The sequence below is a fragment of the Niabella insulisoli genome (assembly GCF_039652435.2).
GTDB lineage: Bacteria > Bacteroidota > Bacteroidia > Chitinophagales > Chitinophagaceae > Niabella > Niabella insulamsoli.
Map to the genome: position 1 here is coordinate 3962166 of NZ_CP190246.1, position 25107 is coordinate 3987272.

A 25107-nucleotide genomic window follows, 5' to 3' on the forward strand; every position below is an offset into this window, starting at 1 on the left:
GGGGTCGCGTATTAGTTTAAAGCACCGGCTTTAGCAGCCCAGGTCCAGTTTAAAGATGCAGCATTGAATGTATTGGCCGTACCTTTAACGATACCTGTTACGCTTACCAAAGCGCCCGCATTGTTTTTAATATAATCTGTAATAACACCAGAAGGGATATCAAGATTTATTCCTGAATAAGTTACTACTCCAGCAGGGGCGTTGTGCCTTACCACCTGGCCAGCGCCAATATTGGTAATAAAAATGTTTTGCAGGTTTACATAAGTGTTCGCATCTGTGTTGATCAAATCAGCCGAACCTTCAGCATCTACATAACCATTTTTAATAGTGTGAGGATTGGTATTAACAGCACCTTCAGGACCATCCAATTCGAAGCAGTGGCCACCCACCGTTAATACTGCAAAATTATCTACAGTACCAGTCCAGGCCTGATCCGTATCTAAGCCATCGTCGCCAGCGTCCCAAATCACAACATTTTTCACGTTTACGGTACCACCAAACCACTCAATGCCATCATCCTGATTGCCTACCACTTCAATATTTTCAATTACGGTACCGCTACCTACTCCACCCAGGGTCAATCCGTTAATTTCGTTACCTGCGCCGATTTCAGTACCACCATGGCGGATAGAGATATATTTTAATACCCCAGAATTATCAGCAGCATTTGTACCACCATATAAACCATTCTGATCTGAAGTAGGAATACCTTCAATTTGAACCGCCTGTGCAGAAGCAGAAATAGGAGCGTTTCCTAATACAATTAAACCACCCCAAAGACCATTTGTTGTTGAAGCCAAATTGGGGCTTGCAAAGTTGCCGGCAGCTACGTCAGCGGGAGTAATTTCATCAGCAACAGAAGTAAAAATAATAGGCGCAGAAGCAGTACCCTCCGCCATTAATTTAGCGCCTCTTGCAATTAACAAAGCGGTAGAGCTTGCGCCGGCACCAGCTTGTCCTTTAATAATCGTACCCGGCTGTATAGTAAGCGTAGCGCCACTTAATACCGTAATACGGCCAGCCAACTCATATACTTTATCTTTTGTCCACGTTGTGTTTGCAGAAATGTTAGCAGTTACTACCGTATTGCCCGTTTCGTCTGGAGGACCTACAGGATCATCATCTTTATCACAAGCAGTTAACCATACCGATAAGGGCAACACAAAAGCGGCAATGATCAATTTTGAAGTTTTCATTTTTTTGATTTTTTGTTTTAAAAATTTTAAGTTGTCAATCTTGCTTTTCAAAGAAAGACCGTAATAATTGGCTGCTTAAATCTGCTGCAAAGGTGGGCCGGCTATGTTACCGGATTATTACTCGTATGTTATGAAATTGTAAGGCAAATGTTACCCCAATATTAATTATCGCTACTTTTGTTGATAACAGTGGGGTTGGCGGGAAAGATCCGTGTGAAAGGAGATTTTTTAATATGATTTCAATATTAAGGAATTATTAAATCCTGCTATTTTCGACAATACAAGCTTCTAACAAAATACTTTTGCCACCACTTAAAACAAATTCGTCATGGGTCTTAACTCAATACTTAAAATTTTTACGCCTGCGAATACCGTATTTTTCGAACTCTTTGAAAAGATTTCGGACAATGTTGCCAAATCGGGCGATTTGTTGAAGCAGCTGGTTTTTGAACCGGACTACGATAAAAGAAGCGCGATTGTTCAGGAACTGACGGATGTAGAACACGCAAGCGACGAACTGACCCATAATGTATTCACTGAGTTGAGCCGAAACTTTATTACACCATTTGACCGCGAAGATATCCACTACCTGGCAGCAGCCTTAGACGATATTGTGGATTATACTTACTCAGCCGGAAAGAAAATTAACTTTTACAAAATCAATCCCAACGAAACCGGTTTTCAAAAAATGGCAGAGTTGATCGAACAGGGCGGGCAACATGTGCAAACGGCGGTTTCTGAACTCCGGGATATGAAAAAGATCAGAAATATTACCGAAGCCCTGGTAAAAATAAACAGCATCGAGAACCAGGCCGACGATGTTTTTGATATGAGCATAGAAAAGCTGTTCAATAGCGACATCGACGCCAAAGAATTAATCAAAAGAAGAGATATTTACCAGGTGATGGAACTGGTTACCGACAAATGTGAGGATGCAGGCAATGTAATTGAATCCATTATTATTAAGTACGCCTAATAGCATATGGATCATGGTTCATAGAAGACCAGACACGGTTAGCATGAGCCATTAACTATGAACCATGAACTATTAACTATCAACTATGTTTACCTACCTCGTTATTATTATATCATTAGCCCTCATCTTCGACTATATTAACGGATTCCACGATGCGGCCAACTCAATAGCCACGGTTGTTTCAACTAAAGTGCTCACGCCCTTTCAGGCCGTTTTGTGGGCTGCGCTGTTCAACTTTGTTGCTTACTTCATTTTTAAAGATCACGGCGTTGCGAACACCATCGCAAAAACTGTGAAAGAGCAGTATATCGACCTGAATGTAATTTTCTCCGGCCTTATCGCGGCCATCACCTGGAACCTTTTTACCTGGTGGCGCGGGATTCCTTCGTCTTCATCTCACACGCTAATTGGCGGCTTTGCCGGCGCGGCTATCGCTCATTCTCAGACCTTGGCTTCCATCAACTCAACCGTGGTAATCAAGGTAGCGTCGTTTATTTTTCTGGCGCCGCTTGTCGGCCTCATCATGGCTTTCCTGCTTTCGCTTTGGTTTTTACATTCGTTCAAGAAAGGCTGGGGCATGCGTCTCTTCTCAATAGCTATTATTCTGGGCATTATCACCTTCTGGTATTTCGCTTTAGAAACCGACACTACCGTTATTAAATCTCACTACGAATCGTATGCGGCCAAAGTGATTTTCTATTCAAAAAACTTTAAGTTCTTACTATTTGGCCTGATTGTCATTATCATGGCCATCTTCTCCCTTTTCCTCAGCTCGCTCAATGCGCATAGGGCCACGGTTTGGTTCAAACGCCTTCAGCTTCTGTCTTCTGCGATTTTTAGTATTGGCCATGGAGGAAATGATGCCCAGAAAGTGATGGGCATCATCATGGCTGCGTTGGTGGCCTACGATCCGGTTTCTTACAGCCTCGATCACATGGTATTCTGGATTCCACTGGCCTGCTATGGCGCTATTGCGCTTGGAACGATGAGCGGCGGATGGAAGATTGTAAAAACCATGGGCACAAAAATCACCAAGGTTACGCCTTTTGAAGGTGTGGCAGCGGAAACAGCAGGAGCGTTGACCCTATTTATTACCGAAGAATTAAAAATACCGGTAAGTACAACCCATACGATCACGGGTGCGATTATGGGGGTGGGCGCCACCAAAAGGCTTTCCGCCGTTCGCTGGGGCGTTACGATTAACCTGCTTTGGGCCTGGATCCTCACCATTCCCATCAGCGCTATTCTGGCGGGTGTCGTTTACTTTATTGTAAGGCTGGTAGCCAGTTAAACCTTCCGTGGATTATTTCAGATAAAAAAACGCACTTTTGCGCCGGCATCAGGCAGCAGCGCTGTTTTTTATGCTCCTGTTATTAGGATTGCTTAACTTGCGCCTGCAGCAGATCGCACAATGGCAGCATCAACCTGCGGGGCGCTGCCGCGATTTATTATCAGAAAACTTAAATCATCTATGGCAAAAATTTTAGTTACCGGCGGATGCGGATATATTGGCTCCCACACCGTTGTTGATCTTATTCAGAATGGATATGATGTTATTTCTATCGACAATAACAGTCGCTCGAACCCCGAAGTGCTGGCAGGTGTCGAAAAGATCACCGGCAAAGCGGTAAAAAATTACAAAGTAGATCTTTGCAATTTTGACGACACTTACGCTGTGTTTCAGGAGAACACGGATATCGAGGGCATTATTCATTTTGCAGCTTATAAAGCAGTTGGAGAGTCGGTAAATGAGCCATTAATGTATTATGAAAATAATTTAAATTCACTCATCAACATTCTGAAATGCGTACGGGACTTCAAAATCCCATATTTCGTATTCTCGTCTTCTTGTACGGTTTACGGCAATCCCGATGCCATTCCGGTGACCGAGCAGACCCCACAAAAGCCAGCCGAAAGCCCTTATGGCGCGACTAAACAAATGGGAGAGCAGATTTTGGTGGATTTTGCCAAAGTTGCAGCAGCAACCAGCGTCATTTCTCTACGGTATTTTAATCCCGTAGGTGCACATCCTTCGATCGAAATTGGAGAATTACCTATTGGCCGGCCTCAAAATTTATTTCCCGCCATCACTCAAACCGCTATCGGCAAGCTGCCAAAGATGACGGTGCACGGAGCAGACTATGATACACGAGATGGCAGCTGCCTGCGCGACTTCATTCACGTAAGCGATATTGCACATGCGCACACCCTGGCCATCCAATTCTTACAAAGCGCTAAAAACAGCTCGAACTACGAAATATTTAATCTGGGCACAGGCAATGGCGTAACGGTTTTAGAAGCGATTAATGCCTTCGAACGCGTAAGCGGCGAAAAGCTTAATTATGAAATCGGCCCACGCAGACCGGGTGATGTAATCGCCATATATGCCAATAATGATTATGCCGTAAAAAGCCTCGGCTGGGATATTCAATACGGCATAGACGAAATGATGAGCACTGCCTGGGAATGGGAAAAAGCCCTGAAAACAAAGGCCGAACCAGCTCATTAATATCGATTACAAACAGAATCATTAAGCCCCGCACGATTTGCGGGCTTTTTTGTTATAATTTAGAGCGGTCTGAAAACCGGCCTTTTAAGCATGCTTATTATTTGACGACCGATTTTCACAAAATAAAAAGGAATGAAAATATTGCTGATCGAAGATGAGCCGAGTGTGGCCAATATCATTAACAAAGGATTAAACGAAAATGGTTACCATATTTCCATAGCGCCCGACGGCACTACGGGCCTCGACCTGGCGCTTACGAGCGATTATGATATTATTATCCTCGACATTATGTTGCCAGGTATTAATGGGATGCAACTTTGCAAAACCATCCGTGAACATAAAATTGATACACCCATTTTATTTCTGACCGCGTTGGGCACCACCGAAAATATTGTCGCCGGGCTTAATGCAGGAGCTGATGACTACCTGGTGAAACCCTTCAAGTTTATTGAACTGGAAGCCAGGATAAGATCGCTGAGCAGAAGAAGAGGCCTGGTAGCAGAATTGGAAGACACATTTGAAACGGGCGACCTTGTGTTGAACCGCTCCTCCAAGATTGTTACGCTGAAAGGCCAGCCCGTAAACCTTACGGCTACAGAATTCCGGTTGCTTGATTTTCTTATAAAGAATAAAAACAAAGTGGTGTCGCGCATTGAAATTCTCGAACATGTTTGGGGCATCAATTTTAATATGGGCACCAACGTCGTGGATGTTTACATTAATTATCTCAGAAAAAAAATTGATACCGATGCAGAACAAAAGCTGATTCAAACAGTGATCGGCATGGGATATATGTTTAAGGTTTCTTAAAAAGACAAGCCGTTCTAAAAATGACCATCCAGTCAAAAACAACGATTCTATTTACCATTTTGACCGCCGCCGTTTTTACGGTACTGGCGGTTATTGTATATTATTTTTCAAACAAATTTGCTTACGCAGATTTCTACAAGCGCCTGGAATTGCGGGTTCATATCGCTTCCAAATATCAGTTTGAAGAAGATCATAATACCACCGAATCTTTCAAAGTTATTCAGCGGCAATATCTCGAACGGCTGCCCGATGAAAAGTCGCATATCATTCCATTGAATGAAAAAGGCCAGCCCCAACCGCCGTTCCCGCCCAACCTACCGGAATCTTATCTGAGCCGTATCAAAATCGCCAACGGCGGAACCGTTTTTTACCAGTACCGGCAAGAGCATTTTGCCGGCATTTATTATAAAGACGAAACCGGGAATTACCTGGTGATCGAATCCGCAGTTAATAAATACGGTGGCGAGATCATCAGGCAACTGGGTTATATCCTTATCATCACGCTGGTGGCTTCGGTGATTATCATTTATAGCGTCGGGATGTATTTTTCTCAGAAAACCTTTCAGCCTTTCCGGTATATCACCGAGCGGGTGCGAGCGATAAGTGAGGGCAATCTTCATCTACGCCTCAAAAGACCTGAAGGCAGCGATGAACTGGGTTCGCTGATCGACACTTTCAATATTATGTTGGATAAGCTTTCTACAGCTTTTGAGGCGCAAAACAATTTTGTAAGCCACGCATCTCACGAGTTTCGTACACCGCTTACTTCGATTATTGCAGAAGCGGACTATGCATTAACGCGCGACCGGAACGTGGAAGACTATAAACAAAGCCTTACCAATATTATTCAGCAGGCAGAAAAATTGCAACGCCTGACCAAAGGACTGCTGGCGCTGGCTCAGTCGGGCTTTGATGGGAAGACCCAACGCTGGGAACGGATCAGGCTCGATGAATTGTTATTTAGAATCAGGGAAAATGTGACGGATGTGGAACCCGATAACCAGGTATCTATTTTTCTACCCGACCTTCCCGAACAGGAAAGCGAGATCAGCGTATATGGCAACGAAGAGCTGCTGAAAGTTGCGTTGGACAACATTGTATTAAATGCCTGTAAATACTCGGGCAACGCGCCCGTGAGCATCGAATTAAAGCTCGCCCGCGACAAGGCTATTATCATTGTGACGGATAAGGGGATTGGTATTCCTGTGAACGAAGTAAAATATATTTATGACCCTTTTTTCCGCGCTTCTAATACGGGAAGATTTGAAGGTTATGGCATTGGCATGCCTTTAACAAGAAATATCATTCGGATGCACAGGGGCAGCATCGACGTCGTATCTGCTGAAAACCAGGGAACTACAATTAAGATTTCACTTCCAATTGTTAACGATCCGGAAAAGTTATTAAAAACCGATTAAAATTTTAAAGTCGTTTTAATACCATTCTAATACTATTCTAACTATAATCTAACTTGAGTCTTAAGCCCTTTTAATGCCTCTGCCGCAGTTTTGCTGTATCATTTAAAACAGCATACTATGGTAAATATTTTAATTCCAACCGACTTCTCTCAAGCTTCTTTCCGCCTGGCGGAACAAACCGTGAAAACCCTGAACCAGGAAGTAAACATCATTTTGTTTCACATCTATAAAATGCCAAATGGTATCAACGACCTGATTCGCAAGGAACCTCCTTATGCCGCGATGATGAACGATTCTTTCAGGCAGAATTGCAAATACCTGAAATACAAATATCCTGATCTGATTAAAAAAATATGTTTTAAATACCTGACAGGAAATACGCAGGCGGTGTTTAACAATTTTACGGAAGCCAACGAAATTGATATGATCGTTTGCCCGGACAATTATGTATTTACCAAAAGTCACCAATCAAGCCTGAACCCGGTTCCATTTTTCAAAAAAAGCAAGGTGACACTCTTGTCGAGCTTTGTGAACCGTATGGATAAACCCGCTGTAAAAGAGGAAACAAATGTTGCTATAGCAGACGTAGCGCTCGCAAGCGCCTGACAGGGATTATAGCCTGATAAAAGAAACGAGCACTGCTTATCAACCTAAAAAATACAAATATGTTACTGAAAAAAAATATACCGTTCAAATATGTATTTGGCAAAATCAAATATGAGATTATTGCCATCGCAATTTACGCGACCATTATAGCCGTGCTTTACAGTTATTCGCATCTGACGAGAATCACGATCCCCTTGGCAGTGCCTGCCGTTTTGGGAACAGTCATCTCGCTTTTATTAGGCTTCCGAAGCAACCAGGCCTACGACAGGTGGTGGGAAGCAAGGCATATTTGGGGCGCCATCGTAAACGACTCCAGAAGCCTGGCAAGGCAGGTGCTTAGCTTCACCTACGATAATTATCATAGTGAAGAAGTGCAGGTGTTCAGACAAAGAATCATCAATCGCCAGATTGGCTGGTGCTATGCGCTGGGCCGCCACCTAAGAAATCAGAATGCCTTAAAGGGGCTTGAAAAATATATCAGCAAAGAAGAATTCGACGCCATCAGCGATATTGAAAACACACCGACCGCTTTGTTGGACAATATGGGATCCGACCTGCATCTGGCGCTCGATAAGGGCTGGATCAACAGCTATCAGCAGGTAGAACTTGACCGAACGCTATCGCGCCTCACGGACGCGATGGGAAAATGTGAAAGAATCAAAAACACAGTCTTTCCGCATACTTACAGCCTGTATATCCACTTATCGCTGATGCTGTTTATCGGACTCCTTCCTTTTGGCGTTATCGAGTATTTCGGATATGTGGAAGTTCCCCTGGTGGTAGCCATTTCCGCATCATTCTTACTGATTGAGAAAATGGCGATTCACCTCCAGGATCCGTTTGAAAACAAGCCAACTGATACGCCAATGACGACTATTGCACGCGGAATTGAAAAAAATCTTACGCAATTATACGGTAAGAGCACGTTGCATAAAACACAAAAGAAGAAAGCTCCGGCTTATAACGCCGTTGCTGACCTTTTGCCGGCAGGTAAAAACGGCGTCGATCAGGAACTTGCAGAAGTTTCTTCCGTTTATGTCTCCAGCAAAAAATATTTCATATTATAAGTCCGAATAAAGATCAGAAAAAAGAACGGGGGCCTCTTGGGGTCCCGTTTCTACTTTTTAGAAAATTTCCATTAAAAAAAGCATCGTGTTCAGGGCAAACTGAATCAGTAAAACTAAGTCAACTTGCTTGAAACCCGATGCTTTTAATAGCTTTTGCTTTGTCTTATCCTGCAAGCATTGGCTTTACTACTATACAAAGTTAATAACCCATCCGCGCGCCTGATAAGTGGCAAGGCATCCGCTCCTTTTTTTGCCTGAGCATTGTTCAACACAGTTTACGTCATAACAACTCATTGATACTGTAAGCATCCTGATTATTGCCTGGTTTGTAAACCCAAGGTTTTACGCCGCCCGGCTTTTACAACCTACATCAACAATGGGTAAGCTTCCGCCATCTTTTTTAATTACAAATTGCATTTAAGCCGATAGCTTCATCTCACATTTGTCAAAGAGGAGTTGTAAAATTGCCCGTTTCAGATATTCCGTTAAACTTTTCAATTTAAAGGAAACAAATTCATCAACGGTGCAATATGAATATACGATCTAAAGGATACGGTTTCCAAATATTTCGGCTGTTTAATAAGCACCTGTTGTAAACAGGCTTATACACAATGAGCCACAGTCAAATCCACACAATAAGTCGCAAATGCAGGCTTTATACACATTGCTATGCACGTTTGGCTTCCCAAAGATTTCTATTTAACCACCATTCCAAAAAAAAACACGGAAAAATTCCGGGTTTGTAGTATAAAATTCCAATATGTTAATCCGCGCGATAAGCAGTAATAACTTTTGAAGTAGATTGTGTTCCATCTTTGTCAACCTGCACAATCCTTACATACAGTTTTGAGTCCTTATCGATGTCTACCTGGGCATTGTCTTTTGCACAAGAGGAAATCATCGCTCCCGACGATGCTATAATCAACAGCGAAAACAATATTTTGTTTTTTCTGGAGAACAATAGCACAAAAGCTAATGAAAATAAAGAGATGGCCATCAGGCCTAAGTTGCCTTCGATCGATTTTGAGAAGGAATAATAAATCGTATTGTCAGAATTGCCCCCCTCAGCTTTGGTTGCCACCGATCCAATTTTCACGAACTCCTTACCGTCTTTTGAGGCTTCGATATCAAAGCGGCTGTTGTTTTGTTCTGAAAGCGTACTCCAGTTTACGATAAGGGCTTGGCCCTGAATTTTGGCGTCAATAGGCCCAAATTCGATCGGAAGCACGGTTTGTGAGGGAAAATAAGATGTGGCAAGGTCTCCGATATTATCCGGGTCAACGGCGTTGATGAATGAGGCAGTAAAGGCGCCGCTGCCATCTTTCACGATACGATAAACGCCCCCATCGGTACTTCCTCCGGAATTCTGTACCGCTGTATAAAAATTGCCATTCGACGCCATGGCCAAGCCTACTACCAGTCCGGTAAAAGGTGTTCCGCCGGGGCCTACTACGTTCAGCACTTCATCCATTTCCGTGGTGCCACCGGCGGTCGTGGAAAGGGTTCCGGCGGCAGCGTAACAAAGAACTGCCTGGCCGCCTACCTGATCCTGATTTACCAAAGCATACAAATTACCCTGACCGTCAAAGGCAATATCCCCATTTTTGAAATTACCGGCAGGAGGCACGCCGTTTAATGTGATGGTGCCGAGCGGCTCATAAGTTGACATTCCTGTACCAGCTGTTGGCAGGAACCTGCCAAAATACACAACTCCCGTTGTTACTTCTGTAGCGGCGAGATAAATATATCCGTTGGGCGCTGCTGCCAGCCGGCGGAAGGTCACGTCCTCTGTGCTCGACCCGTTAACATCTACATTAGAGATTATCGCCGTGGAAGCAGTTGGAGCCGTGCTGCCGGAGGTAGGCGTTTCAAAAGCCTGAATCGCGCTGACGCTAAATAGTCCGCTATTATTATTTGCTTCAATGAGATAATAGAGGTACCCGTCATTTGCAAGCGCCAAACCCGAGCTCACCGGCGAGGTGCCGTAAAGGGCGCCAACAGTTGCCGAAGTGCCGGTACTGGGATCAACGCCAGTCATTTGCCTTATGCCAGGCGTGGCAAAATTGTTAACAGTATAAATAGTGTCGCCTTGAGCAGTAGCTTGCAGCATGCTAAACAGCAGACTTAGGATAAAAATAGTCGTTCTCATGAATTTTGAATTTAGATATTTTTAATATTATAATCCGGAATGGGCCTATTGCCGGATTTTATCTGAAAAAAAATCGATGTGGCGCGGCGCCATATATATTCCGCCGGCCCATAATTACGTTGTTGCAGCCATATATTTGAAAAAATAACCTGATAGACAATCATCGTAAAACAAACCACTACGAGGTATGTAGAAGATAGCGTATCTCCCAAATCAAAACCAAAGGGCGCAAACAAAATACCCCCCACCAGGGATTGAAATAGATAATTGGATAAACTCATGCGCCCATATGCGTTGAGGTGAGCCGTGTACATCGCAATCGTTTTTTCATAGAAAGAAACAAATATCATGACATACAACGCCGCCACGCACAAATTAATCCAATTTGATAAAATAATGTCCAGCTTTTGGGCCTGGTAGCTGTCTCCAACCATCAGGTGACTGATCGAAAAGCAAAAAATACCTATAAAAAGTGGAATATAGAGGTATCGCAAGGCGGCTCTTCCCTCCGCGATCAACCTTAATAAAAATCCCTTTTTGCCAACATAAAAGCCTAATAACATTAATCCAATCGTTTGAGCCAACCTGCCCGATTCCAGAGACCAGATAAACGCCGACAATTGGCCTTTGGTCAGATTCAACCAAATAGCCTCCCCCACCGAAACGCTTTTAAGCGCTGTATCCAGATCGTGTTTTAACGCACCGGAAGATACAACTGAAAGAGGGTTTCCTTTGGTCATCAAATCTGTTACCATCGCTATCCATTCGATTGGTTGCAGTAAGAAAAACAAAGCAATAAAAAGCAGCCACCGCGACCGCACCCGAATGACGGGAAGGATGAGCAGGCCAACGATAGCGTAAAGCAGCAGTATGTCTCCGCTGGGGAAGAAAATTGAGTTAAAGCAGGCAAATACTAAGAGTAAAAAAAGCCTTGCCGCCATATATTTTTGAAAACCCGATCCCTTACTTTTTTGCTGTAAAAAAAGAGAATATCCAAAGAGGAAGGCGAAAATGGCGTATGCTTTTCCGTAGAACAGGTGAAAATCGGCAAACTCTACCAAACGGTCCATTCGAACGACCAATCCGTCCGCTGCGTATTCGAAAGAATCATAATTATACCGGGTTAGGAAGTGTCGGAATGTAATGGCGATTAAGGAAAGTGCTCGCATACTGTCCAGGGCATTAATCCGGTTGTTTATATTTGCTTTTACATGTGGCATGAGGTTCAGAAAAGAGCTGCTAATGTTTTATAAAGTAACCGATAAAACAACGGGGCTTGAATATTTTTCGATGAATGGGCTTATTTTTTTTATAAATTGGCACATTTTGTCGATGAACGCACACAATTTTTAACAAAGCAAGATAAAATAAAATGCTCAAACTAGTCGCAATTGATCTGGATGGCTCTCTTTTAGACGATCAAAAAAACCTGCCTGAGGGCTTTTGGGAAACTGCAGCTACCCTTTTTCAAAAAAATGTGCACTTGGTCATCGCCAGTGGCCGGCCCTTTCACAATATTGCTTCCTTATTCGAACCCATCAAAGACCAGCTTTATTTTGCCTGCGACAACGGCAGCTATGTGGTGCATGGTAATGAAGAGTTGCTTGTCAATCAGTTGGCGGCGCCTGCTATCAAACAATTCATAGAAATATCACGTCCCATTCCCAATGTTTACCCGGTTTTGTGTAGCAAACACCTGGCTTATATCGAAAACACCGAGCAGGAGTTTACCAGTCAGGCATTAAAATATTACCAGGAATACCGCACCGTGGACGACCTGACGAAGGTGGAGGACATTATTCTAAAAATATCCCTTTGTGACCTTGCCGGATCTGAAACTAACAGCTACCCATTTTACAAACAGTTTGAAGGCGATTTCAGGGTAGCGGTGGCCGGGCAAATCTGGCTGGACATTACCAACCGGGATGGCAGCAAAGGCACGGCTATCAAAGCTATTCAGGAACAGCTCAATGTGAGCCCGGAAGAGACCCTGGTCTTTGGCGACTATTTAAACGACCTGGACATGATTCAAAACGCAGGTTATAGTTATGCCATGAAGAATGCGCACCCGACGATTCTAAAAGAAGCAAAATATATTACCGATCGAACTAATAATGAAGGGGGTGTGATTCACACCATCCGTCAGCTATTTAAAATCTAAGATTCAAATAGTTTTTTCATGCTTAGCGGGATGCTCTGACTGTAGTCACGCCGGATGGGCTTGTAATCTTCCATCCATTGTTTGAAGACCTCCGGAAAGTTATCGTTGATTTTATCCAGCGTCATAACGCCCATTTTACGCAGCGCAGCGGCGTTGCAACATTGTTCATATTGCCCCCGGATGGGTATTGCCATTATTTTTTTTCCCAGATGAATAGCTTCCGACGGCGTTTCAAAACCACCGCCGGTTATAATGGCGTGCGCATGGATCATGCTTTTATTAAACATCGCTTTCGATACCGGCTTAAAAAGGATATTGCCGACCCGGCGATCTTCCTTCGATTCGCGGCTGAAAATTTCAAAATGATGATCCTTAAATCCGGAAAATATTTCAATAAGCTGTGGCTCACAGTAGGAAGGCAGGTAAACCGTAATATGGCCTTCGTCGGTCGGTGTGGCTTCGAGTATTTCCTTTTTGATCACCGGCGTCACAATAAAATCGTCGTATGGCTCAAAATGCAGTCCTATATAACGGTCAGCCCGTGCATATTTTTTTAAAAGCCACTCGCCGGCCTTGCTTTTTTGCTCGGGGCGCGGCACATTCATCGATTGAAAACTGGCCTGGTGGCCAAAGTTCACAGAAGGTACTTTTTTAGCCTCGCAGGCGGCGGCGGTGATGTATTCATAATCATTAATCACCAGGTCATATTTCTCTACAGGCAATTGCTTAATTTCCTGTTTTAGGGATAGAAAATTGATCGATCGTGCAATTTTCCAATAATCGAGCGAACCGTTGCAGGTGTAATACAAACTCAGTCCCTTGCTGCGGTAAGTAATTGGGGCATCCAGCTTCAAATTGCTGTTGTCACCGCTTAAAAAAATATCTACTTCCCCGTATTGCTGCAGATAAGGAAGCAGTTCCATACTTCTGCTGATATGGCCGTTTCCTGTGGCCTGGACGGCATAAAAAATCTTCATGTTAATTTCTTAAATTATTTGGCCAGAGAATGTAGGTAGAGCGCGATCTCGCTGGTTAAAACTTCCGTTTTGGGCACTTCACGGACTGGCTTTTCGGTCACTATTTCTTTTTCATCATAGGTATACAAGTGCCAATCTCCGTCATAATATTCCAAAGCTGTCATGTGTTCCACCCAATCACCCGAATTCAAATAGCAAACGGATCCGTTTTCATTGGTGATCACACGTTTTTTGGGTTGATGAATATGGCCGCAAATCACCGTATCAAAACGCTTTTCGATGGCAATTCCAGCGATCTTTTGTTCATATTCATCAATTTTTATAAATCGCCTATTGAACTGCTGCATAATAACTTTAGACAACGACAATTTTTCTTTTCCAAAAAATTTTAATACAAAATTGACGGCTTTATTAAACCCCATAAGAATCGCATACCCATTACTGCCCAGCTTTCCGAGAAATTTGGCCTGTTTATAGGTCGTATGATCGAAGACATCTCCGTGAAAAATCCAGGTGCGTTTCCCGTTTACCTCGATCGCAATTTTGTCGGCCAGTAAAAAATTACCCAATTCGAGGTCGGAATATTTTCTGAAAGCGTCGTCGTGGTTGCCTGTAATATAAACTACGCGCGTGCCGCCGCTCAATTTGCTGAAAATTTCCTTGATTGCTGCGATATGCGCAGGCGGAAAATAGCGCTTGCTGAATTGCCATCCGTCAATAATGTCTCCGTTGAGAATCAACAGGCGGGGATCCACACTTTTTAAATAGGTAGCGAACTCTTTTGCTTTGGAGGCATAGGTTCCCAGGTGTAAGTCGGAAGCAACTACCACTTCTACCGGTCTTTTATTCATGGTTTTTAGAGTTTATCAAAACTCCGCCACTTGTTTAACCTAATTGTTATGATAGTGTTAGCTGATTGTTATGAATGCAAATGTCATCGCCTGCGGGCGAAAAATACCATTTGGTAATACAAGCAAGTTTAGTTTTTCGCCTTCGACTCCTGCTCCAGCGCCGGTATAATAAACCGTTCAACTTCCGGAGTTTGATGCGCTTTTCTCATAATGTTTTCCAGCGTTGCAACAATGTCGGGATGCTGCGCTGCAAGATCATTTTCTTCAGCCGGATCGGTAGCCAGGTCATATAGTTCTGTCTTGATCTGGCCTTTCATTAAATTCATGCGGATCGCTTTCCAATTTTTTACCCGAACCGCCTGCTGGCCGCCATATTCCGGATACTCGAAATACAGATACTCATGCTGCTTTTGCCTCGCACTGTTCCCTAAAATTTCAGGGAGCAAACTTATACCATCTACTTTCGCCGGAACTTTCATGTTGAAAAGTTCGCAAAGCGTCGGCATGATATCTATCGTGGCAGAAACATGATCGGAGGTCGAACCCGCTTTTACTTTTCCCGGCCACTGCACGATAAATGGCATTCTGATGCCTCCTTCCCTGAGAAACCCTTTGCCCCAGCCATATTTTTCATTGAAAGGCCCGGCGCTGTTGAAAAACTCGGGATCGACTCCGGCGTTAAAAGCAGGGCCATTGTCGCTGCAAAACATAATGATGGTATTTTCATACAGCCCATTCTTTTTTAGCTGATCTACAATTTGGCCCACCTGTTCATCTAACAAAGTGATCATCGCGGCATAAGTAGCGCGCGGATAGCGGCAGGGGAAATAGGAGCCGCCGCGGAAGGGCTTCTCATCGCCAAACTTTTTGTGATAATAATCAACCAGGCGCTCGGGCGCCTGCAGCGACACGTGGGGCAGTGGAGAAGGATAATATAAGAAAAAAGGTTGCTCTTTATTTTTATCAATAAAATTCAGCGCCGCTTTGATCAGAAAATCGGGGCCATAATCTTTTTGTTGAAAAGGCGCATAAGTTTTAGGATCCATGAGGTCGGCCGTTTTGGGCAGCGTGGTATCGGGAGCCACAATTTTATTGCTCAGGGCTACACGGTCTTCGTTTTCCCATAAATGTCCATTGTAATAAGTGTGATCCTGCCGCTGGCAGATATATCCGTAGAAATAATCAAATCCCTGGCGGTTGGGCAAGCCGGAAGTGAAGGGAGCGCCCAAACCCCATTTGCCTACGAGGCCTGTTGTGTATCCCGCTTCTTTCAACACTTCGGCGATCGTCAATGTTGAATCAGGAATAGGGAACTGACCTTCCAGAAAAGGATTTTCCTCCATTGCTTTAAAATCCCAAACGGGCCCGCGCTCGCCCCATTCGTGATTGCCGCGAATATAAGCGTGGCCGGAATTAATACCCGTCATGAGCAGGTAGCGCGAAGGCGCGCAGACAGCAAATGCATAATGCTGCGTAAATTTTTTACCATTTTTGGCTAATGCGTCGATATGCGGTGTTTCAATTTTTGTTTGTCCATAGCAACCCAGTTCGCCATACCCAAGATCATCGGCGAGAATATAGATAATATTAGGTTTGGCGGCTTTTCTTTGTTGGGCCAAACAAGTGCCCGACAGCAAACCACACCAGAAAAACGCCAGAAAAAAAATCGCTATCTTTTGCATATTGAATCTTTTATAATTGCAGGGCAAGCCTCGTTGTTTATAAAAGTATCAAAGTTTGAACAGATTTTTTTGCGCAAACGATTGTGTCATTTTTCAATTCTGAACCAATCCACATCCACAAATCCGGCGTCGTTGATTTTTATGTCGCTGGTAATAAAAAGCCCTACTTTCGAACCGATCCATTTGCCCGGCGTAGCTTTCACCGAACCCGCCCGCGTGAATGTCTTGCCATCCAGGCTAAAGCTAAAAATGCAGGTTGTGTCCGACATTAGTTTCATGCGGAAATAAACTTCATTTTGGTTGATCCTGGCAAGCTCCTTTTCTGTTTCCTTGCCGTCCCGGTCTGCTTTTTCGCAGCTCGTAAATACGATATAATTCCCTTCCGGCTTTCTTTTTACGGCAATGTTGCCGTAGCTCATGGCCATTGTAGTCAGGCCCGCTTTTTCACCAATAAACTTTTCACTGAATGAAAAAGTCATTTTTGTTGTGGCGGTAAAAACATCGTTCGGAAATTTTTGAAGCAACACATGAGGCGTGTTCCAAAGCGTTTGGCCCTTTTCTATGGGATGCGCAAACAAACGCAAAGCGCCTTTAGCAGAGTTCATAAAACTCCAGGTTGCCTGCGGATTTGCCTGCCACTGCCATTGCAGGCCCATCTGGGTGCCGTTAAATTCATCTGACTCGACCGGGTTAATCATCGGGTACACACGGCCTACGTTTGGCTTTCTATGGCGAAGCACCGGGTTGCCTGTACCATCGCCGTTTTCATCCGCGCCAATGACCGGCCAGTCGTTAATCCATTTCATAGGCTGCAAATGAACCACGCGCCCCATTGCTTCCTTATCCTGAAAATGTAAAAACCAATCCTCCCCCGTTTTTGTGTCTACCCAGGCGCCCTGATGCGGGCCATTCACCGGCGTCTTGCCCTGGTCCATCACCACTTTGCGCTCGTATGGGCCGTAGATATTTTTACTTCGCAATACCAGTTGCCAACCCGTTGCCACACCGCCTGCGGGCGCGAACAGATAATAGTAGCCATTGCGTTTATACACTTTGGGGCCTTCGATAGTAGGATCCAATTCATGCCCATCATACACCATCACGCCGGCGCTCGTAGTTTTGGTACCCTCAGCATTCATTTCTTTAATCACCAAAACGCTTTTAATGCCTGCGCGGCTTCCGGCATAAGCATGCGAGAGATATACTTTTCCGTCATCATCCCAAAACGGGCAGGGATCGATTAAGCCGGAGCCACCTTCTACCAACACGGGTTCGCTCCATGCGCCTGCTATATCCCTGGTTTTTATCATGTAGATGCCAAAATCCGGATCGGGATAATAGATGTAAAATTCATTGTTGTGATAGCGGATCGCCGGCGCCCAAACCCCGTTGCCATGTTGGTTTTTATTGAACACTTGTAGAGGCACCTGACGCTGTAAAGCATGCCCGATAATCGTCCAGTTGACAAGATCTTTTGAATGAAGAATAGGCAGGCCGGGCACAGCATCAAAACTGGAAGCGGTCATGTAAAAATCATCACCGACACGCACCGCATCCGGGTCGGAATAATCAGCATTGATAACAGGATTTTTATAAGTGCCGTCACCGTTGTCAGGATTCCAGACCTGGGACAAATAAGGCGTCTGCGCCTGCAGGCAATAACCTAAAATCAATAGTCCGGCTGATAGCAATTGTCTTCTCATATGCATCTCGTTTATAATTATAGCCGCCGCTTCATTTCGGGCGTAAGTAGTGTTATCTTGTTCTAATTTTTAATATCCCAACCCTTAAAAATATGCCTGGCCGTAAGTCTCCTGGCTTCTTGCTTGGAAAGTTGTTTTGACCATGATACGCGCTGATCTATAACTGCGCCCGGCCCTGAATTTTTGTATTCTGCATAGTGGACCGTTTGCTCTGCAGCAGGCCTGCCCCAGTTGTGCCAGCCTTCGGCCCTGATAAAGTCAGGTAGTGTAGTTTTGACAAAAACGGTTCTGGCGTAATCGCCCCACGGACGGCCTAAATAATAGCTAACCCCCTTATCACCCGTGATTGAACAATTCAGAAAAACCATGCCCGTCGATGCTTCTTTGGGCGTATTGGCCGCTGTGATGTAGCTGCCTCCTTTTTTACAATAAATGGTGCAGCGTTCAAACAAAGCAGTTGCCGCTCCAAAAATAAAATCCGTGGTTCCTTCTATATAACAGTTTTGATAATACTGTCTGCTTTTTTCACCGGCGCCGTGCACATAAAGCGTATCCTGAAAACCCACAAACCGGCAATTTTTGAATCGGATCCTATCTGCCGAAACCCTTACGGCCACAGCCTGGCCGACTGGCCCTGCACTATTTTCAAAGGTGATATTTTCTGCATAAAAGCCATCACCGAAAATAAAAAATGAAGAGCTGCCTGTGGTGCCGATGTTTAGTCCTTTCTCATTTTTTTTACTGGCATAATCGTCGTAAGTGAGTACAACTCTGCTCACGTCCTGTCCTATAAAACTCACATTGGTTTTTGTAGCGGGCAACATGAGCTTCTCCTTATAGGTTCCATTTTTGATATAAATAACTGTTCTTGTTTCACTCGAATCTTTAACTGCATCAATCGCTTCCTGCACGGTTTTAAAATCGCCGGAGCCATCTTGGGCGACCACAAAATCGGGTTTTGCTGCGAACAGATTGACAGCAAATAATAAAAGAACCAATTGAAAAATTATTTTTAAATACATAGTTAGATTGTTAGCCGCATTAAAAGCGCTAAATTAAAACGTTGCAATGATTAAATTGAATCGTTGCAATTTTACACTTTTTTAAAAATCGCAAAAAACAGCCTTTTTACCCGATACTGTGGTTTTTAAATAGCATGATATCTGTATAGCTACTGCTGTAGTTCACGCTTGTATTTACCTTTTTAACCCGGGCCCCTGCAAATGGATTAACACCTCCAGTCTTACTTGCCACCCACTCACACAGCTCAATGATACTGCTTTTATTGCTGGTAAAATAGAAATAATTACCCGTTTTGAGTGTGTCTAAGACATTTAGATAGTCGGTTAGCTTCCAGTAGTTACTATAAGCACTGCATTCCGTAGATAGGTATGGCGGATCGATTAAATACACCGTCCGGCCTGATCGATAGGACTCGAAAACATACCTATAGTCCGCGTTAATCACTTCAAGCCCGTCCAGGTAACCATCTGCATTGTAGCTTCCCAACCGAACGGTATTGTAAAACGTTTTGGTTTTTAAGTCCTCTAAACTTTTCACATATTGCATTGCAAAGAGTAGAGAGGATGACAAAGTGATATAATCAACAAAGCCCTTTTGGCGGGCAATAACGTCAATTATCTTTTGTCGGTGCGGCTCTTTAATCATTTTGTCCTTTGGAAGATCGGCGGTTATCTGCCGAATATTCTCCAGTAATTTGTTAGTGGTTGGTATTGACTCGAGGCGTTGCCGGTAACCGTCAAAGTCATTATAAATTACACGGGCGTCCGGGTACATGCGCTTTACTGTGTGGGCTAACAGGCCGCTGCCTCCGAACAAATCCACGAAAACACCGCGTTCCGGATAGTCTTTCAGCGCTTTTTAAATTCCTTCAAGAACTTTCTTTTCTGCCCCATAAATGGCAGGGGCGCTTGGTTGTAAATCTTCATTGCTTTATGTTATTTTTGTTTTCTACCACAAAAAATAGGTGCATACACACCCCCAAAGGCATAGCCTCTGTCTTGGTGTGTATGCACCTTTGTTATTCGCCCGATGTGGTAGTTGGGCAATAAAGGCAGGGGTTTTTTAAATTCCTGCGTATTCAGCCTTTGCGTTGAAGCTGGGGCAGGCCTTGTGTACATTTGGAAAATCCCGATGCCCTGCTACGCTTGCTTTCGGAAACTTTGCTTTAAGTTCTTTCAACAGTCGAAGGATAGCCGCCTTTTGCTCTGGCGTTCTGTTATCCATTGCCCGGCCTTTGGTGTCAATGCCGCCAATATAGGATATGTTGATGATTTGACTATTCCATCCGCCAACGCCATTGCTCACCTTATCGATGGGAAGCAGGTTCACGACATTTCCGTTTGGTTCAATGATGTAATGATAGCCGGGATTTTTCCATCCCAAATTGTTCTTCCAGTAATTTTTAATGCTGTCGATCGTTGTGGACTGTGGTGTAGCAGTACAATGAATTATCAGGTAATTTATCTTCCTCATTGCTTATTTTTTAACTATTTATAATTCCCGGAAACAAACATCCAGGTGTTACCTTTTACATCTGTGACTTTCACACAAACTTTGACGCCCGATTGCGTAGCAATGCTGGCATCCGTACTAATCAACTTTTGATTTGAAAGGTCAGGTGATAACTTCCACCACTGGAATTCAACCCGGCTCTTATCTTCCGGATTGGCGCCGTTATATTCATAACTTGGTATAAGTCGGCCCGATCTATTAGAGAATGAAATATTACTGGCATAGGGATGATTGGGGAGGCTTCCGATCGGGTAAGCTGCCTCTATTTGGTTAAAATATCGTTCCCGTTCGGCGTCCGTTAAACCTCTTTCGATGAACATCGAAGCGAGCCAGTTAAAATCAGCCGAATTTGTCTCTATACCCACTCCATAACCCAACCGGCGCGACCAGCTGCTGTTGCTCGTTGTTACTTCGCCAATATAGTCGCCATTTAACCAAGCCTTTGCTTTACCCTTGCCGCTGCCTGCATCTTCAAAGCGCAAGTGCAAAAAGTTGAGTGTAAAATATTGGAGGTCGATTTTGTTTTTGAAATACAAATCGCTGGTCATGGCGCGCAAATCGTTGATACTTCCAAAGCCGATGTAATAATTTCCCCAGCCTGAAACAATAGCCTCCCAATCCGTTCCGGGCAGCTTTCTAAATACGATTGTCTGTTCTTCCGGGAGCGGGAAAAAGTTACCGTTCGGGCGCGTCAGCAGGCTATAATTAGCATTAGGTTGATTGGTAAAAACCACTTCGTTGCCGATTTGGTAAGGCTTTATAAGTGTAGGGCTCGCAATGCCGGTGTAATTGATATCCTTGCCTTTTAAAGCTTTTATGCCTACAACAGCACCGGTTTTGTCAGTTACAACACTCGAGGCTGTGTAGAAGGCGTCTACAAAGCTTTCTATTGCGCCGGTTTCCACCGGTGTTTGCGGTTCAGCGGGTTTAGTTGGTGCTACCTGGTAGTTCGACAAAAAACTGATAAAATCACTTTTTGTCAATTTTGACGTGTCGATCGTAAGCTGCGCCGCGCTAAATAACGGTAGCAGGAAAATGAGTGTAAGTAGTTTTAATTTCACTTTAAACGATTTTTAAATTTGGAAAAAAAGCCGGTTATCCGACCGGCGATAGTTGTCTTTTTGAATAGCAATACAAGCAGCCACAACACACCAACGACTAATACAACAAGCCCGATAACCTTCAAAGCGCCAAACTTCTTTTCGACATCGACGCTTTTGTTTTTTGTTTGCTTTTTTAAACTGCTGCTGTCTTTCTCGCTTGTTTGTGTAGTATTAGTAGTAGTGGAGGTAGCAGCGCTGGTGCCGCCTGACTTACTGGTGTCGATTTCGTGGCTTGTTTTAAGCTTCACGTTTATCAATTCATAGTTTGTCGCATTGCTTCGCTGTGGCTTAATATTTACAGCTAATTCGCCGGTCGGAGTTTTGTAAATAGTGGCCTCTGTGCCCGTATTTTTATCGACCGCTTTAGCAGTATCGCCCGATACCTGGAGTTGATCAACGTTTAGGACAAATTTCAACTCGCTGGGTTGTACTCTATCTGTCTTTATCACCTTGTCCGCCGTGAACTCCATTGTAGAAAAAATCTTATAGAAGTTTTCAAAATAATTGGTTCCGACGCTGTCTTTTCGTTCCTGCTTAATTTCAGACTGTTTGCTTTTAACATGCACACTATCGACTACGGCGGAGCTGCGTTGCACTTTGCGCTTGACATGACAACTTTGTATAGAAGACAAAGCCACCAGTATTGATAATACGATTAGCTTTTTCATTATTGCTTATTTTTTTTGGTTTCTAAAATGATCTGTTTCGGCCCTTCCGTGCTGTTAAACTGCTCAATGATTTGGTATTTACGTACGCTATCCTGCAATACCTCTTTTTGCATGCGTTCGTAATCCCGATTTTGCTCCAGGTACATAATTCTTTTCTGTAAAATGGCGTTGTCAGCACGCAGCGCTGCCTTTTCTTCGCTGCATTGTGGATTGCTGTTAATAGCGAGATAAACAATAAACCCCAGCAGCGCGATGATTAGCACGATAAATACGACAATATAAGAGCCGGACTTGTCTTTACTCAGCGTTGTGACAGCCTCTTGCGGATTTATATTGTCAATCGGAAGTATATTTTTTATGTCTTCGGGCATTGTCTAAAAATTAAAATATGGTTCTATAAGTCTTTTAAGAATTTCAACACCATAATTATTCAGATGTGCCGAATCCTTAAGGAAAGTATTGCCTTCTGTGCCCGATGCCGCTATCGCAGAAGTATAAATATTTGAGGTGCCATCATAATGCGCTTTCCGGAACGCTATCTCAGTGAATCTTGGAAAGAAGTTTATGAGGGGCACATTCAACTCTTTTGCCTTGTTCACTAATGCGCCGATGTAGTCGTCTACTGTGACGTTTTTCCCGTTGTAAGTGGAATACCCCCAGCGTCCGCTAACAGGCTCAACTATGCCCATTACAGCACCACCCCATGCAATAAATGATAATATTGGACAATCATTTATTGACATTACATCTTCAATATAATTTTGATAATGCTGAGCTATTTCAGAAGGTTCTACACCGGCTGAAGCTGTGCCGCTCCCTGTTTGTACTCCTTCGTTAATAATAGGAACCTCCATTAAAATTAAATCTGGATTAAAAGCATCTACTTGCCATGATTTATTCATAGAAAGACCGTACAATGCCTGTGATCCAATAGACGCTGCGATATAGGAAAACAAAAATTCGTGCGGACTATACTCAATTCCCCAATACGCAAACCTTCCGGCTCCTACGTTTTGTATTGTGATAGTTTTGGATGATAAGCTGGATAATGACCTCATATTAAGCCGTTTTTGATACTGGCTTTTTCTAAAGGTATCGTTGATAAGCGTTGCACTTTCTTGCAAATTGCTGCTGTAACCATTTGCCTCAACCCAAATTCCATCTTCATTCTGAACTTCAACTTCTCCGGGGCCCTCAGCAACGGTTATTATAGTTTCGTTCGCCCATTTATAGTCGGTGTGAAGTATAAAATTACAACGCCTCATTCCAGCTGGATATATATAGGAGACACCAGCATTTGTCCCACCATCTATAACCTTTGTAGTCGGAAGCACATATGATGCTCCATGTATACCCCATGCCCCACCGATGCCACCGTCCTCTCGTAACACCTCAGAAGAACCGCCGCCTAATGTTTCTGTAAAAACACCTGGAACGTCAAACCGATTGTATTGCTGCTCACGCCATCTAAGCTTATTTTCTAAAAAAGCATTGAGGTTATCTTCAGTCATAAACGGTGGGCGGTACATAGCATCTTCCAAAGGAGTGTTCCAGCCCAAATCTGTAATTATTGAGTCTCCAATGGCGCAAATTGTGACATCTTCGTTTCTTGCGTAATATTTATTGACAAATAATAAGAATTCAGAATTAACGGACACTGAATTGTAATTCCGCACAGGCAATAACCCTAATTGTTCTAATAACAACCAGCGTGACGATGACGCTTGAGCTGGTTTAATGAATGCGGGTTCAACCGCTACGAATCCAGACGCGTTCAGTACACCTATCGCATAAGCACTTGATCTGGGATAATATTGTGCGGTGTCAAATGATTCGGCGAATAAATAGAGCATCTCGCCTGCTCCCACGGTATCAAAGTTTGGTGCTGAGTACACTTCAGCGCTATCAGAGAGATAAATGATTTTATTCCCAATGTCAAAATTGTAAGGACCTCCAGATATTGTTCTGTATCCGCCGTTTGCTTGAAATAATAAAGCATTGGTAAATGAAATAAAAATAGGGTCAGCGCCATCTATAACCAAATCCCGTAGTGTTATATAGGCTTTATTTACTCTCGGTAAAGGAACAAAGCTTATAAGATACCTATCCAAATCCGAACGATAATTTATAAGAACCTTTGAATTCTGAGTAAACATTTCCTCTGTTACTTCTGCCGGTATATTAGTATTGTCAGGTGTTAGAAAATTAGTCTCCGCAACGCCATATTTATTGAGTAAGTTTTCAAATATGATCGGGAAATTTTGCCCAGCTTTACGCTTAACAACTAACGTTAATGTTGACACTTCCCTTATACTCGGACTATCGCTAAAAAATGGCATTTCTCCAGACTTTGCTTTTTTGAAAACGTTCCAAGCGTTTTCCGCATAACTATATGTAAATTCTACATTTTCATAATAGCTTTTTTCTGAGAGATCATCATCAAGAACCTCGATAGGAGCAGCCGCACCGCCACCGGCCAACTTTAAATTATTGTATGTGCCGGCAACCAACGCGCCTAGCACCATATTACCTGTCGGAGCAGCAAGTATGTCGTCCGGTGTTATATATTTGAGATTTCCTTTAGTAGCCGATACCCTGTCATTAATTGAATCAATAAAATCTGAAAAGTTTTGCGCCGAAGGTCTCGAACCCTCAGAAAACATTTGCTTTAACTCACTTATACTTTTTATTGCCAT

Annotated in this window: 22 protein-coding genes; 8 read left to right on the plus strand and 14 right to left on the minus strand. The window is 43.5% G+C overall.

Annotated features, from left to right (window positions below):
- Window positions 1–11 precede the first annotated feature (11 nt).
- The gene (locus tag ABDK00_RS16735; protein ID WP_346236186.1) at window positions 12–1247 is read right to left on the minus strand and encodes a hypothetical protein; all 1236 of its coding nucleotides are present in this window, start codon (window positions 1245–1247) and stop codon (window positions 12–14) included.
- Between the two features lie 277 nt (window positions 1248–1524).
- Here ABDK00_RS16735 and ABDK00_RS16740 point away from each other — a divergent pair, with 277 nt between their 5' ends.
- The 7 genes from ABDK00_RS16740 to ABDK00_RS16770 all read left to right on the plus strand — a co-directional run bounded on the left by ABDK00_RS16740 (window position 1525) and on the right by ABDK00_RS16770 (window position 8582).
- Window positions 1525–2172 (plus strand): DUF47 domain-containing protein, encoded by a 648-nt coding sequence (locus tag ABDK00_RS16740; protein ID WP_346236185.1) that lies wholly within the window; start codon window positions 1525–1527, stop codon window positions 2170–2172.
- A gap of 85 nt (window positions 2173–2257) precedes the next feature.
- Window positions 2258–3463 (plus strand): inorganic phosphate transporter, encoded by a 1206-nt coding sequence (locus ABDK00_RS16745; RefSeq protein WP_346236184.1) that lies wholly within the window; start codon window positions 2258–2260, stop codon window positions 3461–3463.
- A gap of 180 nt (window positions 3464–3643) precedes the next feature.
- On the plus strand, window positions 3644–4681 hold the full coding sequence (galE, locus tag ABDK00_RS16750) for a UDP-glucose 4-epimerase GalE (protein WP_346236183.1): 1038 nt from the start codon (window positions 3644–3646) through the stop codon (window positions 4679–4681).
- 132 nt (window positions 4682–4813) lie between these two features.
- Window positions 4814–5491 (plus strand): response regulator transcription factor, encoded by a 678-nt coding sequence (locus ABDK00_RS16755; RefSeq protein WP_346236182.1) that lies wholly within the window; start codon window positions 4814–4816, stop codon window positions 5489–5491.
- Window positions 5492–5511: 20 nt separating this feature from the next.
- Entirely contained in the window at window positions 5512–6909 is a 1398-nt protein-coding gene (locus ABDK00_RS16760) for a HAMP domain-containing sensor histidine kinase (RefSeq protein ID WP_346236181.1), read from the plus strand.
- Between the two features lie 117 nt (window positions 6910–7026).
- A complete protein-coding gene (locus tag ABDK00_RS16765) occupies window positions 7027–7515 on the plus strand; it encodes a hypothetical protein (RefSeq protein ID WP_346236180.1) in 489 nt (162 codons plus the stop codon).
- 59 nt (window positions 7516–7574) lie between these two features.
- Complete coding sequence (locus ABDK00_RS16770; protein WP_346236179.1) at window positions 7575–8582, plus strand: bestrophin family protein; 1008 nt, start codon at window positions 7575–7577, stop codon at window positions 8580–8582.
- Between the two features lie 763 nt (window positions 8583–9345).
- Here ABDK00_RS16770 and ABDK00_RS16775 read toward each other — a convergent pair.
- On the minus strand, window positions 9346–10731 hold the full coding sequence (locus tag ABDK00_RS16775; protein ID WP_346236178.1) for a hypothetical protein: 1386 nt from the start codon (window positions 10729–10731) through the stop codon (window positions 9346–9348).
- An 11-nt stretch (window positions 10732–10742) separates the two neighbouring features.
- A complete protein-coding gene (locus tag ABDK00_RS16780) occupies window positions 10743–11900 on the minus strand; it encodes a DUF418 domain-containing protein (protein ID WP_346236177.1) in 1158 nt (385 codons plus the stop codon).
- A gap of 203 nt (window positions 11901–12103) precedes the next feature.
- Between ABDK00_RS16780 and ABDK00_RS16785 the strand changes: the two genes are divergently transcribed.
- A complete protein-coding gene (locus ABDK00_RS16785) occupies window positions 12104–12892 on the plus strand; it encodes an HAD family hydrolase (RefSeq protein ID WP_346236176.1) in 789 nt (262 codons plus the stop codon).
- On the opposite strand, the gene ABDK00_RS16790 is transcribed toward ABDK00_RS16785, so the two are convergent.
- From ABDK00_RS16790 to ABDK00_RS16840, 11 genes are all read right to left on the minus strand, one after another.
- Window positions 12889–13869 carry a glycosyltransferase family protein gene (locus ABDK00_RS16790; RefSeq protein WP_346236175.1) on the minus strand — a complete coding sequence of 327 codons (981 nt, stop codon included), beginning with the start codon at window positions 13867–13869 and terminating at the stop codon, window positions 12889–12891. The genes ABDK00_RS16785 and ABDK00_RS16790 overlap by 4 nt on opposite strands.
- A gap of 14 nt (window positions 13870–13883) precedes the next feature.
- A complete protein-coding gene (locus tag ABDK00_RS16795; protein WP_346236174.1) occupies window positions 13884–14720 on the minus strand; it encodes a UDP-2,3-diacylglucosamine diphosphatase in 837 nt (278 codons plus the stop codon).
- Window positions 14721–14848: 128 nt separating this feature from the next.
- Window positions 14849–16402, minus strand: coding sequence for an arylsulfatase (locus ABDK00_RS16800; protein ID WP_346236173.1), 1554 nt, complete (start codon window positions 16400–16402; stop codon window positions 14849–14851).
- A gap of 86 nt (window positions 16403–16488) precedes the next feature.
- Complete coding sequence (locus ABDK00_RS16805; RefSeq protein ID WP_346236172.1) at window positions 16489–18105, minus strand: glycoside hydrolase 43 family protein; 1617 nt, start codon at window positions 18103–18105, stop codon at window positions 16489–16491.
- A 62-nt stretch (window positions 18106–18167) separates the two neighbouring features.
- Window positions 18168–19127, minus strand: a complete 960-nt coding sequence (locus tag ABDK00_RS16810; RefSeq protein WP_346236171.1) for a pectinesterase family protein — start codon at window positions 19125–19127, stop codon at window positions 18168–18170.
- Between the two features lie 106 nt (window positions 19128–19233).
- Window positions 19234–19950, minus strand: a complete 717-nt coding sequence (locus tag ABDK00_RS16815; RefSeq protein ID WP_346236170.1) for a hypothetical protein — start codon at window positions 19948–19950, stop codon at window positions 19234–19236.
- A 240-nt stretch (window positions 19951–20190) separates the two neighbouring features.
- A complete protein-coding gene (locus tag ABDK00_RS16820) occupies window positions 20191–20601 on the minus strand; it encodes an N-acetylmuramoyl-L-alanine amidase (protein WP_346236169.1) in 411 nt (136 codons plus the stop codon).
- Window positions 20602–20615: 14 nt separating this feature from the next.
- The gene (locus tag ABDK00_RS16825) at window positions 20616–21701 is read right to left on the minus strand and encodes a hypothetical protein (protein WP_346236168.1); all 1086 of its coding nucleotides are present in this window, start codon (window positions 21699–21701) and stop codon (window positions 20616–20618) included.
- Window positions 21698–22411, minus strand: a complete 714-nt coding sequence (locus ABDK00_RS16830) for a hypothetical protein (protein ID WP_346236167.1) — start codon at window positions 22409–22411, stop codon at window positions 21698–21700. Before ABDK00_RS16830 ends, ABDK00_RS16825 begins: the two co-directional genes overlap by 4 nt.
- The gene (locus ABDK00_RS16835) at window positions 22411–22782 is read right to left on the minus strand and encodes a hypothetical protein (RefSeq protein WP_346236166.1); all 372 of its coding nucleotides are present in this window, start codon (window positions 22780–22782) and stop codon (window positions 22411–22413) included. The genes ABDK00_RS16830 and ABDK00_RS16835 overlap by 1 nt, the downstream gene beginning before the upstream one ends.
- A gap of 3 nt (window positions 22783–22785) precedes the next feature.
- Complete coding sequence (locus ABDK00_RS16840) at window positions 22786–25107, minus strand: hypothetical protein (RefSeq protein ID WP_346236165.1); 2322 nt, start codon at window positions 25105–25107, stop codon at window positions 22786–22788.